The 13145-nt window shown below is 69.5% G+C and carries 11 protein-coding genes; 5 read left to right on the top strand and 6 right to left on the bottom strand.

The annotated features are described in order from the left end of the window. Positions 1 to 13: 13 nt before the first annotated feature. The gene (locus HF323_RS10305) at positions 14 to 2086 is read right to left on the bottom strand and encodes a DNA topoisomerase IV subunit B (RefSeq protein WP_169582826.1); all 2073 of its coding nucleotides are present in this window, start codon (positions 2084 to 2086) and stop codon (positions 14 to 16) included. Between the two features lie 166 nt (positions 2087 to 2252). On the opposite strand from HF323_RS10305, the gene HF323_RS10300 reads away from it, so the two are divergent. Beyond that, on the top strand, positions 2253 to 2477 hold the full coding sequence (locus HF323_RS10300) for a hypothetical protein (RefSeq protein WP_169582490.1): 225 nt from the start codon (positions 2253 to 2255) through the stop codon (positions 2475 to 2477). A gap of 69 nt (positions 2478 to 2546) precedes the next feature. Here HF323_RS10300 and HF323_RS10295 read toward each other — a convergent pair whose 3' ends face one another. The 3 genes from HF323_RS10295 to HF323_RS10285 form a co-directional block, all read right to left on the bottom strand. Continuing rightward, entirely contained in the window at positions 2547 to 3242 is a 696-nt protein-coding gene (locus HF323_RS10295) for a coenzyme F420-0:L-glutamate ligase (RefSeq protein WP_169582489.1), read from the bottom strand. Further along, positions 3239 to 4615, bottom strand: a complete 1377-nt coding sequence (locus tag HF323_RS10290) for an RNA polymerase sigma factor (RefSeq protein ID WP_169582488.1) — start codon at positions 4613 to 4615, stop codon at positions 3239 to 3241. Before HF323_RS10290 ends, HF323_RS10295 begins: the two co-directional genes overlap by 4 nt. A 222-nt stretch (positions 4616 to 4837) precedes the next feature. Further along, entirely contained in the window at positions 4838 to 5761 is a 924-nt protein-coding gene (locus tag HF323_RS10285) for a PAC2 family protein (protein ID WP_169582487.1), read from the bottom strand. Positions 5762 to 5847: 86 nt separating this feature from the next. On the opposite strand from HF323_RS10285, the gene HF323_RS10280 reads away from it, so the two are divergent. The 3 genes from HF323_RS10280 to sucB all read left to right on the top strand — a co-directional run bounded on the left by HF323_RS10280 (position 5848) and on the right by sucB (position 10557). Continuing rightward, a complete protein-coding gene (locus tag HF323_RS10280) occupies positions 5848 to 7323 on the top strand; it encodes a leucyl aminopeptidase (RefSeq protein WP_169582486.1) in 1476 nt (491 codons plus the stop codon). Continuing rightward, positions 7323 to 8696, top strand: a complete 1374-nt coding sequence (gene lpdA, locus HF323_RS10275; RefSeq protein WP_169582485.1) for a dihydrolipoyl dehydrogenase — start codon at positions 7323 to 7325, stop codon at positions 8694 to 8696. The genes HF323_RS10280 and lpdA overlap by 1 nt, the downstream gene beginning before the upstream one ends. Before the next feature lie 61 nt (positions 8697 to 8757). Then, the gene (gene sucB / locus HF323_RS10270; protein WP_169582484.1) at positions 8758 to 10557 is read left to right on the top strand and encodes a 2-oxoglutarate dehydrogenase, E2 component, dihydrolipoamide succinyltransferase; all 1800 of its coding nucleotides are present in this window, start codon (positions 8758 to 8760) and stop codon (positions 10555 to 10557) included. A 9-nt stretch (positions 10558 to 10566) separates the two neighbouring features. Here the strand turns inward: sucB and HF323_RS10265 are convergent, their stop codons facing one another. Continuing rightward, positions 10567 to 11847: a hypothetical protein gene (locus tag HF323_RS10265; protein ID WP_169582483.1), complete on the bottom strand. Its 1281-nt coding sequence runs from the start codon at positions 11845 to 11847 to the stop codon at positions 10567 to 10569. 127 nt (positions 11848 to 11974) lie between these two features. On the opposite strand from HF323_RS10265, the gene HF323_RS10260 reads away from it, so the two are divergent. Further along, positions 11975 to 12685, top strand: a complete 711-nt coding sequence (locus HF323_RS10260; protein ID WP_169582482.1) for a DUF4191 domain-containing protein — start codon at positions 11975 to 11977, stop codon at positions 12683 to 12685. 12 nt (positions 12686 to 12697) lie between these two features. Here the strand turns inward: HF323_RS10260 and HF323_RS10255 are convergent, their stop codons facing one another. Further along, positions 12698 to 13090: an RDD family protein gene (locus HF323_RS10255; RefSeq protein ID WP_317451051.1), complete on the bottom strand. Its 393-nt coding sequence runs from the start codon at positions 13088 to 13090 to the stop codon at positions 12698 to 12700. Between the last annotated feature and the right edge of the window lie 55 nt (positions 13091 to 13145).

Below are 13145 nucleotides of genomic sequence, written 5' to 3'. Positions count from 1 at the left end.
CGCGCTGAGGTGCTCAGGCGTCGATGCGCTCGCGCGCGAGGCGGTCGCTCGAGTCGATGATGAACTCCTTGCGCGGTGCCACGTCGTTTCCCATGAGCAGTTCGAAGACGGATGCCGCGGCCTCCGCGTCCTGCATGCGGACCCGCCGCAGGGTGCGGCCCGCACGGTCCATCGTCGTGGTCGCCAGCTGATCCGCATCCATCTCGCCGAGGCCCTTGTAGCGCTGGACGGGTTCCTGCCAGCGCTTCCCGGCCTTCGTCAGCTTCGTCAGCAGCGTGTGAAGCTCCTGTTCGGAGTAGGTGTACACGGTCTCATTCGGCTTGGAGCCGGGGTTCATCACGACGACGCGGTGCAATGGGGGGACGGCGGCATAGACGCGCCCGTCGTCGATGAGCGGGCGCATATACCGGAAGAACAGCGTCAGCAGAAGTGTGCGGATGTGGGCGCCGTCGACGTCGGCGTCGCTCATCAGGATGATCTTGCCGTAGCGGGCCGCCTCGAGGTCGAACGAGCGACCGGAGCCCGCGCCGATGACCTGGATGATCGCGGCGCATTCGGCGTTCGACAGCATGTCGCTGATCGAGGCCTTCTGGACGTTGAGGATCTTTCCGCGGATCGGGAGCAGCGCCTGATACTCGCTGTTGCGGGCGAGCTTGGCGGTGCCCAGCGCTGAGTCGCCCTCCACGATGAACAGTTCCGAGGCCTCGACGTCGTTCGTGCGGCAGTCGGCGAGCTTGGCCGGCAGTGACGAGGACTCCAGCGCGTTCTTGCGACGCTGGGTCTCTTTATGGGCGCGAGCCGAGATGCGCGCCTTCATCTCTGCGACGACCTTGTCGAGGAGCAGTGAGGTCTGCGCCTTGTCGTCACGCTTGGAGGAGGTGAACTTCGCCGTCAGCTCGCGGGAGACCACGTTCGCCACGATCTGCCGGACGGCGGGGGTGCCGAGAACCTCTTTCGTCTGCCCCTCGAACTGCGGCTCGGGCAGGCGGACCGTGAGGACGGCCGACAGTCCCGCCAGGATGTCATCCTTCTCGAGCTTGTCGTTGCCCACCTTGAGGCGGCGCGCGTTCTGCTCCACCTGTGTGCGGAGCACCTTCATCAGCCCGAGTTCGAATCCGGCCTGGTGCGTGCCGCCCTTGGGGGTGGAGATGATGTTCACGAAGGAGCGCGACGTGGTCTCGTAACCCGTGCCCCAGCGAACCGCGATGTCGACATCGCAGGTGCGCTCGAGCTCGGTGGGGACCATGGCGCCCGAGGGCTGGAGCACCGGCACCGTCTCGGTGAACGTGCCGGATCCGGTCAGGCGCCAGGTGTCGGTGATCGGCGCATCAGGCGCGAGGAAGTCGGCGAACTCGGAGATTCCGCCGTCGAAGCGGTACCTCGTCTCGACCGGCTCTGCGTCGCGCTCGTCGCGGATGACGATCTCGAGGCCGGGCACGAGGAACGCGGTCTGGCGTGCCCGCTGCTCGAGCTCCTGGACGTTGAACGCGGCATCCTTCGTGAAGATCTGCGGGTCCGCCCAATAGCGGATGCGCGTGCCCGTGACGCCGCGCGCAGCCTTTCCCACCACACGCAGTTCGCTGCGCTCCTCGAAGGGCGTGAACGCCGAGTCGGGCGCACCGTTGGCGAAGACTCCGGGCTCGCCGCGGTGGAACGACATCGCCCACGTCTTCCCGCCCCGGTCCACCTCGACGTCGAGGCGTTCGGACAGCGCGTTGACGACCGATGCGCCGACGCCGTGGAGACCACCGGATGCGGCGTACGAGCCGCCGCCGAACTTGCCGCCCGCGTGCAGCTTGGTGAAGACGACCTCGACGCCGGAGAGCCCCGTGCGCGGTTCGATGTCGACAGGGATGCCTCGCGCACGGTCTCGCACCTCGACGCTGCCGTCGGCGTGCAGCACGATGTCGATGCGTGTGCCGTGGCCGGCGAGAGCCTCATCGACGGAGTTGTCGATGATCTCCCAGAGGCAGTGCATGAGCCCGCGCGAGTCGGTCGAGCCGATGTACATACCCGGGCGCTTGCGAACGGCCTCGAGCCCTTCGAGCACCTGGAGATGATGGGCGGAGTACTCGGCTGTCACGATCTCCAAGCCTATCCGCGGTGGCCGAGGCGACCGGGCCGACACGCTTCCGGCGGACTCACCGTACGCGCTCAGCGAAATGTCACCCATTCCGGGCATTCTCGAATCTCAGGCGTGGTTGTATTTCATGACCTGCAACGGAGTTCTATCTGAACGAGGAGGCACCGAGATGACCACGCTATCGACACCGACCGAGATGGGCGCCGTCCTCGAGCATCGCCTCACGGCCGCAGACCGCTGCGATTCGTGCGGCGCACAGGCTTACATCGCCGCTGAGGTCAATGGCAGCGAACTGCTGTTCTGCGCTCACCACGGCCGCAAGTACGAGGAGAAGCTCCGTGCTGTCGCGACCTCGTGGCACGACGAGACGGCGCGACTCTCCGAGACGGTCTGACGCCGTCCGGCGACACGACGCGAAAGGGCAGGTCTCCTCTGGGAGGCCCTGCCCTTCGTCTGTGCGGCGTCAGACGGCGCGAACGATCCCCAGCGGGGTGGACTCGTGCCCCTGCCCCAGTGGATTGTCCTTGAGAATCGCGACGAGTCGCTTCTCGCCTGCGGCATCCATCGTGGAGCCGAGGACGTTCCCGCCGATGTCGTTGATGTCGACCACCGCGACCTCCGCCGTGACCGAGAGGAGCCGCTGGACGTGCTGGGCGACCTGCTTCGGCTTCTCCGGCCCGAGGACGACCGCCGTGTTGTACGGCGGGATGGTGTGGGCCGTGGGTCCGTCGATCGAGCGCGCCTTGTAGCCGGCGACGCGATAGAAGTCGCCGCGCCGGCCGAAGAGCTTCGTCACCGCCGAGACCGCGGCCGCGAGAAGGATGCGCAGCGTCCCGCACTCGCGCAGCGCCATCTCCATCGTCTCCGGCATGCCGAGGCCGATGCCGTAGCTCGTCCGAGTGACGTACTTCGACAGGAAACGCGCCAGCCGCCGCGGACGGATCTCGTCGAGCTGGTACGAGCGCCCCTGCGTGATGGCGACGATCTTCTCCGTCACGAACAGCAGATCGCCGTCGCGGACCACGTCTCCCGCATACTCGCGGATGAACGCGTCGAGATCGTCACCGGGCATCACGACGCGCGTGCGGATCGGGATGCGGGCGTACGACGAGCCGTCGATCTGAACGGTGAGCGCCTTGCCGGCGTTCGCCTCGCTCACTCGAGGTAGTCCCGCAGAGACTGCGAGCGGCTCGGGTGACGCAGCTTGGCCATCGTCTTCGACTCGATCTGGCGGATGCGCTCGCGCGTGACCCCGAACGTGTCGCCGATCTGGTCGAGAGTCTTGGGCTGACCGTCGCCGAGACCGAAGCGCATGCGGATCACACCCGCCTCGCGCTCCGAAAGCGAGTCGAGAAGCGACTCCAGCTGTCGCTGCAGCATCGTGAACCCGACCGCGTCCGCAGGAACGACCGCCTCGGTGTCCTCGATGAGGTCACCGAACTCGCTGTCGCCGTCTTCACCGAGGGGCGTGTGCAGCGAGATCGGCTCACGGCCGTACTTCTGCACCTCGATGACCTTCTCGGGGGTCATGTCGAGTTCGCGGCTGAGCTCCTCGGGCGTGGGCTCGCGGCCCAGGTCCTGCAGCATCTGACGCTGAACGCGCGCGAGCTTGTTGATGACCTCGACCATGTGGACCGGGATGCGGATCGTGCGGGCCTGGTCGGCCATGGCACGCGTGATCGCCTGACGGATCCACCAGGTGGCGTACGTCGAGAACTTGAAGCCCTTGGTGTAGTCGAACTTCTCGACCGCACGGATGAGGCCCAGGTTGCCCTCCTGGATGAGGTCGAGGAACTGCATGCCGCGTCCGGTGTAGCGCTTGGCGAGCGACACCACCAGACGAAGGTTCGCGCCGAGCAGGTGGGACTTCGCGCGCTGGCCGTCCCGGGCGACCCACTGCAGGTCGAGACCGAGCTGCGACGACTTCTCGGCCGCCGACATGTGCGACAGCTTCTCCTCGGCGAACAGACCCGCCTCGATGCGCATCGCGAGCTCGACCTCTTCGGCCGCGTTCAGCAGAGGCACCTTGCCGATCTGCTTGAGGTAGTCCTTGACCGGGTCGGCGGTCGCACCGGTGATCTGCGTCGAGTAGACGGGGATGTCGTCCTCATCCGTCGACGAGATGACGATCGCGCCGGTCGGCAGCGGCTCGGAGAACGCCGGCTTGGTGCTCTCCTCTTCTTCGTCTTCGTCATCGGCCGCGGCGGGTGCGTCCGTCTCGGCGGCCTTGGTGCCACGGCGTGCGGGAGTCGCGGCGGTGTCGGCGTCGTCGGTGTCGTCAGCGACGTCTTCGAGGTCGTCGCCGTCGAGCTCGACCTCGTCGAGCTCTTCGACCTCGTCCTCCAGCTCGTCGTCTTCCTTGGCGGACTTCTTCGACGCGGTCTTGGGCGCAGCCTTCGCGCGGGTCGCCTTCTTGGCGGGAGTCTTCGCGGCGGCCGTCTTCTTGGCAGGCGCCTTCGCCGCTGTCGTGGTCTCGTCCGCCTCGGTGTCCTTCGCGGCCGAGCGGGCCTTGGTGTTCGTGCCTGAGGTCACGTTTCGCCTTTCACCGGATGCGTGTGCCGACGCCCCCGGTCGATTTCGGACACTAGTAAGACCCTTGTCAAGTCCTCGTTCCGCCGAGATGACCTCACGGAACCAGTTGACAACGGGTCAGAGCATCCAGTATCTCACACTTGGGATGCGCCGCCAGCACGTGTGCTGTCGCGTCGCATCGGTCCTCTGATGCAACGACGGGAGGGCGTGCGGCATTCCGGCTCAGGCGCCGCGCTTGTCGTCGTCGCCGCTCGGTCGGCTGGCCAGGAAGCGCTCGAGCTCGGCCGCGAGCTCGTCTGCGCTGGGCAGGTCCCCGGTGTGGATCATCGGCGTGGCGAGCGTGGAGCCGGCCATATACGCGTCGTAGCGCTCCTCGAGCCCCTGCACCATGCGCGACAGCTCGTCGCTCCCACCGACCTGGTCGTCGACCTTCGCGAGGTACTCGCGGTTCTCCTCGCGCAGCTCTTCCCCGGTGAAGACGAGTCCGGTGGCGACTGTCAGGCTGTCGAGCGCCGCCAATGCGGCGGCCGGGTACTCGGTATCGCCGAGGTAGTGCGGCACCAGGAGCACGAAGCCCGCCACCTGCACGCCGGCCTCGGCGAGCCTGTACTCGACGAGGTGACCCGCGGTCGAGGGCACCTGGGTCTGCGGCTTCCACACGGAATGCGCCTCGGTCAGCTCTCGCCGGGTGCCGCTCACGGTCGTGCCGATCGGGCGCGTGTGCGGCACGGGCATCGGAATGGCGTGCACCCACGTCACCGTCGACACCGAGTAATCGTCGACGAACGCCAGCACGGCTGATGCGAACGCGTCCCATCCGAAGTCCGGCTCGTACCCCGAGAGAACGAGGAATGGCTGGCCCAGCGCGTCGTGCGCGAGCGAGAGCTCGAGACGTGGTGGTCGGTAGTCCGTCAGATGGTCCTGATCGAACGCGATGACGGGGCGACGTGCGCGATAGTCGAGCAGCACATCGTTCGAGAACACCGCGAGCGGTGTGGGTACCAGATCGTCGCGGAAATACTCCACGACCCGACTCACCGCGCTGCCCGCGTCGGTGAATCCGGTGAGCGCGATCACCAGCGGAAGACCTCGCGGCACCGGGGGCGCGGAGGCCGAGCGCTCGAACAGCGGGCCGGACAGGGGCATGCCTCCATGCTACGAGCCGCCGTCGGGCGGAGGGCTCGCGCCGCTCCCGCTCAGAGCGAACACGCGACCTCCCTAGGATGGAGACCATGTCGTTTCCCGACCTCGCGTACAGCGATGCACCGATCCGAGAGTCCGACGCCGACGCGATCCTGATCGCACTTCCCCCGCTCGAGGGCGACGCTGCCCCCGATCTGGCCGACTGGCCGGGTCTGCGCGAGACGCTCCTCGCCACCGGTTTCACCGGGAGCCCGGGCGCGCTGCAGCGTGTCTACGCCCCCGAGTCGACGACCAAGCCGCTCGCGGTGGTCGGAACCGGCGCGAAGGCGGATGCCGCGGCCCTCCGCGAGTCCGTCGGCGCCGCGGTCCGAACACTGACGGGCTTCGAGACGGTCGCCGTGGCGGCGCCCGTCGCCGACCCCGCCCTGTGGACCGCCGTCGCCGAGGGCGCGGCGCTCGGCGGCTACCGCTTCGACGGATACAAGAGCGAGGCGCCGAAGGCGCGAGCCTCGCGCGTGATCGTGCACAGCACCGACCCGGAGGACTCCGGTGCGCTGGCGGGCGTCATCGCTGCCGCCGACGCCGTCGCCCTCGTGAAGGACCTCGTCTCGACGCCGGCAGAATGGCTCGGGCCCGCCGACTTCGCCGACCGTGCCGCGGCATCCGTCGAAGGGCTCCCGGTCTCGGTTGACGTGCTCGATGAGGAGGCGCTCCGGGACGGCGGCTATGGGGGCATCCTCGGCGTCGGACAGGGCTCGGACCGTCCGCCGCGGCTCGTCCGCCTGTCTTACGCCCCGGAGGGCGCGTCCCGGCACGTTGCCCTCGTCGGCAAGGGCATCACGTTCGACACCGGTGGACTGTCGCTCAAGCCTGCGGCATCGATGGTCGGCATGAAGTACGACATGTGCGGCGCCGCCACGGCGCTGGCCGTGCTTCGCGCGGTCGCCACCGTCGCGGCTCCGGTCGCGGTGACCGCCTGGCTGTGCATCGCCGACAACATGCCCTCGGGCCGTGCGACCCGCCCCGGCGACGTCCTGCGGATGCTCGACGGCACCACGGTCGAAGTCCTGAACACCGACGCCGAAGGCCGTCTCGTGCTGGCCGACGGTCTGGTCGCAGCCAGCCGCGAGCACCCCGACGTGATCGTCGACGTCGCCACCCTGACGGGGGCGATCACGATCGCGCTGGGCACGCGCCACACCGGCGTCATGGGCGACGACGATGCAGTCGCCGCGTACCTCGCGGCCGCCGCCGCCGAGTCGGAACCGGCCTGGCAGCTCCCGCTTCCGGCGCACATGGTGGACGAGCTCGATTCCCCCATCGCCGACCTCCAGAACGCCAAGATCGGCGACCCGGCGGGCGGGTCGCTCTTCGCCGGCCTTTTCCTGCGACACTTCGTCGGCCGCACGTCGGACGACGCCGACGCCCCGCGTATCCCGTGGGTCCATCTCGACATCGCCGGAGTCGGCATGAACAAGGGCGGCGGCTACGGGTTCACCGACAAGGGTCCGACGGCTGCCACCGTGCGCAGCCTGATCCGATTCGTCACGACAGAGGAGTCCTGATGACCGACCACACCTTCGATCTCGTCGTCCTCGGCGGGGGCAGCGGTGGTTACGCTGCCGCGCTGCGAGCCGCCGAACTGGGCAAGTCCGTCGCGCTGATCGAGAAGGACAAGGTGGGCGGCACCTGTCTCCACCGCGGCTGCATCCCGACCAAGGCGCTCCTGCACGCCGCCGAGGTCGCGGAGTATGCGAGGGACGCGTCTACTGTCGGCATCCGGGCGTCGTTCGACGGGGTCGACCCCGCAGGCGTGCGCGCGTACCGCGAGGGCATCGTCGCCAAGAAGTACAAGGGTCTCGAGGGACTGGTCAAGGCGCGCGGGATCACCGTGATCGCCGGCGAGGGGCGACTCGAATCCGGACCGGCCGTCCGCGTCGGCGACGACCTCTATCGGGGTGCGGACGTGGTTCTCGCCACCGGCTCGTACAGCCGCACTCTCCCGGGCCTCGAGATCGGAGGCCGCGTGCTCACGAGCGAGCACGCGCTCGAGCTCGACGAGATCCCGTCGCGCGTGGTCATCCTCGGCGGTGGCGTCATCGGCGTCGAGTTCGCGAGCGTCTGGCGCTCCTTCGGCGTGGAGGTGACGATCGTCGAGGCGCTCGACCACCTCGTGCCGAATGAGGACGTGGCATTGAGCAAGGCACTCGAGCGGGCGTTCCGGCGCCGTGGGATCGCCTCCTCTCTCGGCGTGCGGTTCCAGGGCGTGACGCAGACAGCGGATTCCGTCACCGTCACGCTCGAAGACGGCAAGACCTTCGAGGCGGACTACCTGCTCGTCGCGGTCGGCCGGGGACCCGCGACCTCCGGGCTGGGCTTCGAAGAGGCGGGCGTCACCTTGGACCGCGGATTCGTCGTCACCGACGAACGGCTTCGTACCGGCGTGCCGCACGTGTGGGCGGCGGGCGACATCGTGCCGGGCCTGCAGCTCGCGCACCGCGGCTTCCAGCAGGGCATCTTCGTCGCCGAGGAGATCGCGGGGCTCTCCCCCGTCGTCGTCCCCGACGCGCAGATCCCCAAGGTGACGTACAGCCACCCGGAGGTGGCCTCGGTGGGCCTCACCGAGGCCCAGGCGACCGAGGCGCACGGCGCCGACGCCGTCGTCGCCTACGAATACAACCTCGCCGGGAACGGCAAGAGCGAGATCCTCGGGACGTCGGGGATCGTCAAGGTCGTCCGAGCGAAGGACGGACCGGTGATCGGCGTGCACCTGATCGGCGATCGCGTCGGCGAGCTCATCACGGAGGGCCAGCTCGCCGTGGGCTGGGAGGCGCACCCCGAAGACATCGCACCCTTCATCCACGCCCACCCGACGCAGTCCGAGGCACTGGGCGAGGCATTCCTCGCTCTGGCGGGCAAGCCGCTCCACGCGCTCTGACGCTCGCGCCTCGGCGCTTCACTAAGCTAGTCCCGGAATTCTTTCTGAAGGAGATATCGACATGAGCACTTCCGTGGTCCTCCCCGCTCTCGGCGAGAGCGTCACCGAGGGTACGGTCACCCGCTGGCTCAAGCAGGTAGGCGACACGGTCCAGGCCGACGAAGGTCTGCTCGAGATCTCCACCGACAAGGTCGACACCGAGATCCCCTCGCCGGTCTCCGGCGTGATCGAGGAGATCCTGGTCCAGGAAGACGAGACCGTCGAGGTCGGAGCCGTGCTGGCCAAGATCGGAGACGGCTCGAGCGCCCCAGCCGAGGCGCCGCAGCCCGAGGCCGCCGCCGCTCCGGCCGAGGCGGCCCCTGCTGAGGCCGCTCCGGCCGAGGCTGCGCCGGCTGAGGCGGCGCCCGCGCAGGCGGCTCCCGCCGAGACCCCTGCCGCAGAGGCCCCCGCTCCCGCAGCGGAGGCGCCTGCCGCCGCACCGGCATCGCCGGCCGCCCCCGCGGGTGGCAAGGACGTGGTGCTTCCCGAACTCGGCGAGAGCGTGACCGAGGGCACCGTCACCCGCTGGCTCAAGAAGGTGGGTGACGACGTCGCGGTCGACGAGCCGCTGCTCGAGATCTCCACCGACAAGGTCGACACCGAGATCCCCTCGCCGTTCGCCGGAACGCTGCAGGAGATCCTCGTCCAGGAGGACGAGACCATCGCGGTCGGTTCACCGCTCGCGCGGATCGGCGAGGGCGGCGCTGCTGCGCCCGCCGCTGAGGCTCCCGCGCCCGCGCCGGCCGCCGAGCCTGCCCCGGCTCCGGCCGCTGAGGCCTCCGCTCCGGCCCCGGCCGCCGCGGCGGCTCCCGCTCCGGCCCCGGCCGCGGCGGCTCCGACTGCCGCGCCCGCTCCGGCCACTGCGCCTGCTCCGTCCGCGCCCGCCTCGGCCTCGCCTGCCGCGGACGATTCCGACGCCGTGTCGTACGTCACGCCGCTGGTCCGTCGCCTGGCGCAGCAGCAGGGCGTGGACCTCGCTTCGGTCAAGGGCACCGGCGTCGGTGGCCGCATCCGCAAAGAGGACGTGCTCAAGGCAGCCGAGGCCGCCACTGCCGCACCCGCCGCTGCACCCGCGCAGGCGGCGCCCGCTCCGATCGAGGTATCCCCGCTGCGCGGGACCACGCAGCCGATGTCGCGCCTGCGCAAGGTCCTCGCCGAGCGCGCTGTCGCTTCGATGCAGTCCACCGCGCAGCTCACAACGGTCGTCGAGGTGGACGTGACGAAGCTCGCCGCGTTCCGCGACTCGGTCAAGGGCGACTTCCAGAGCAAGACGGGCGACAAGCTGTCCTTCCTGCCGTTCTTCGCCCTCGCTGCTGCCGAAGCCCTGCAGGCCTACCCCGTGATCAACTCGACGGTCGACGGAACCGACATCGTCTACCCGCCGACCGAGAACCTGTCGATCGCGGTCGACACCGAGCGCGGCCTGCTGACGCCGGTCCTTCGCGACGCCGCGTCGAAGAACCTGGCGCAGATCGCGCACGAGATCGCCGACCTTGCGGCCCGGACGCGTGACAACAAGCTCAAGCCCGACGAGCTGGCCGGGGGCACCTTCACGCTCACGAACACGGGCTCCCGTGGTGCGCTGTTCGACACGCCGGTCGTGTTCCTGCCCCAGTCGGCGATCCTCGGCACCGGCATCGTCGTGAAGCGCCCGGGTGTGGTCTCGGTCGACGGCAAGGACGCGATCGCCGTCCGCTCGTACGTCTTCCTTGCGCTGTCCTACGATCACCGGGTGATCGACGGGGCCGATGCCGCCAGGTTCCTCGGAGCGGTCAAGGCGCGCCTCGAGGCTGCGGACTTCCAGGGCCAGCTCGGTATCTGATCGTTCGACTCACGGCTGCTGCGTGGCGTCATGGACGTCGCGCAGCAGCCATTCGCCGTCGACGGCGGCGATGACGACGAGCTGGGGCGGCAGCGAGTCCTCCTGCGCATCGACGCGCAGCACGGCGACCCCTCCGAAATCGTCGAGAAGGGCGAGCTCACGGTGTGCGGAAGGCAGAGCGGCGATACCTGTGACATCGGAGCGGTCTCCGAGGAAGAGCGCTCCCGCGCAGGCATGGTCGTCGCCGCAGGCGGCGAGACGGTCCAGCAGATCCCCCGTGACCGCCTCCAGGTCTTCCGCCTCGGGCGCCTGACCCGTCGGGGTCGGCTGGGGGCGGTCTCCCGTCCCGGGCGCACCGTCGACCGAAGGCGTCGGCGAGGCCGACAAACCCTCGGCTGTCGCGACGGGTCCTGAGTCCGCCGGCCAGAGCAGGCCGACGGCCAGTACGCCGGCGGCGGCGGATGCTGCCACCACGACGGGCGCTCGCCTGCGGCGGCCGGTCTCACGGCTGCGCCAGCGGCGCCACAGCCCGGTCGTCGCCTTCGAGACGAGGTCGGCCAGATCGCCGTCGACGTGCGCCATGAGGGATTCCCACATGCCGCGCCTCGGCGTGTCGGCCTGGTCGACGGTGGAGTCGCCGCGGGCGGGCCGCCCTCCGAGCGCGTCCGTATCCGGGGCGCGCAGATCGAGCGGCTCCGGCACGGCCGTGGCGAAGAGCGCCATCTCGGCACGATCGAGGTCGGAGGCGCTTACGCGCACCGCCCCCGCGGCCGAGACCGCCTCGTTCCAGGCATCGTCCCGGGGGACGGCGCGGGCGATCTCGTCGAAGAGCGACGTCGTCGTCTCGGCGAAGGGAGTGGGCGAGGCATCCGTCGCGAAGACAGGTCGACCGGATTCGGCGAGCCACCACTCCCCCGTCACCGACGCGCGCTCCGCGAGTTCGGCGCGCGCCCGCAGGAGACTCACCCCGATCGTCACCGCCTCCCCGACGCGAAGAGGCACGGCCGAGTCCGCGCGCCGGCGCAGGAACAGCGACAGGGGCTCGTGAAGCACCGGGAGGAGCACATCGTGCCCGTCGGCGCGGCGCGCCACGTCGAGCGCGGCCAGGACGTGGCCGCCGGGAGAGGCATCCCATCCGCGCCACCCGGCCGGGAGCACACGCGTGTCGACGAGCACGAACCGTTCACCCGACGGCCCTGCCGCGAGCATGCCGGGCCATGGTCCTCCGGATCCGGCGTGGACGGGTCTCACCGATCGGTACGGCGACCGCAGGCTGTCGGAGGACTTCACAGCTACAGCGTCACGGGGGAACGACGGCTGCCGGCGCTCGGACGACCGCGGCTGGGGACGATCGCCCGCCGCGAACGAGCTGGGGAGGAGCCGAAGCGAGCGCGCTCGGAAAGGTAGGCTTGACCCCATGGCCGCCCGCAGTTCCGCACCCGAGAAGCGTCCCGGGTTCTTTTCGCAGATCCGAACCCTCTACACGTTCACCCAGCAGGCGTTCGCCTGGCTGCCTTGGCTGATCGTCGGCGTCGTGCTGGTCGGCATCGCCGCGGGTGTGGGCGTCGGATTCCTGATCCCGCCGATGGCGATCTGGAGCATCATCCTGTGGGGCATCACGGGACTCATGCTCGGCATCCTCGGCGCCCTCATGATCATGACGCGGCTGTCCACCCGCGCGATGTACCGGAAGATCGACGGGATGCCGGGTGCTGCCGGCCACGTGCTGTCGACGTCTCTCGGCCGCAAGTGGCAGGCCGCCGACATGCCGGTCGGCGTGAACCCCAAGACCCAGGAGGCCGTCTACCGCGCGGTCGGTCGCGGCGGAATCGTGATCGTCGGCGAGGGAGCGCGCGGCCGCCTGACGCGCCTCGTCAACGACGAGCGTTCGAAGGCGCAGCGCGTCGCATCCGGCGTGCCGGTCACGGTCCTCTACATCGGGCACGGCGAGGGCGAGGTTCCGATCGCGAAGCTCGCGCCCACGATCAAGGCGCTTCCGAACAAGATCGACCGCGCGACGATGGCGGCCGTCGTCAAGCGCATCGAATCGGTGTCGCAGTCGCTCGCCTCCATGCCGATCCCGAAGGGCATCGACCCCACGAAGGTCCGGGCGCCCCGCCCACGCTGACCTTCGGCCGGCTCAGGCGCGCAGCAGGATCGTCCCGGCGGCCTTGTCGTGAAGCCCGCGCTGATCGACGTCCCAGATCACCGCGGGGATGACGACGATCAGCAGCAGCGTACGGATGATCGGCCGCCAGAGGCCCACCCATGCACCGTCGGCGCGCACGATGCGCAGGCCGAAGATGCGATGGCCGGGACTGCCCTGGAGCGTCGGGATGAACACCAGCTGGATGGCGGCGAAGATCACGAGGATGGCCAGCGCGTCCCAGCCGAAGAACCCCGAGATCAGGTACGCCGCGCCGTAGTCCAGGAAGAGGGCGCCGACTCGGCGGCCCAGTCTTCCGACGGATCCGGTGCCCTCGCGGGGCAGTCCGAGTCGTTCGCCGGGATAGCTCGGGGGGCTCTGCGTCACCCGTCCAGCGTATCCAGCCCGCCGTAACATCCCGGAAACAATGGTGTCACTGCCG

It is taken from the genome of Microbacterium sp. MF43 (genome assembly GCF_012847295.1).
In the GTDB taxonomy this organism is placed as follows: Bacteria; Actinomycetota; Actinomycetes; order Actinomycetales; family Microbacteriaceae; genus Microbacterium.
This window is presented reverse-complemented; position numbering and strand designations above follow the sequence as displayed.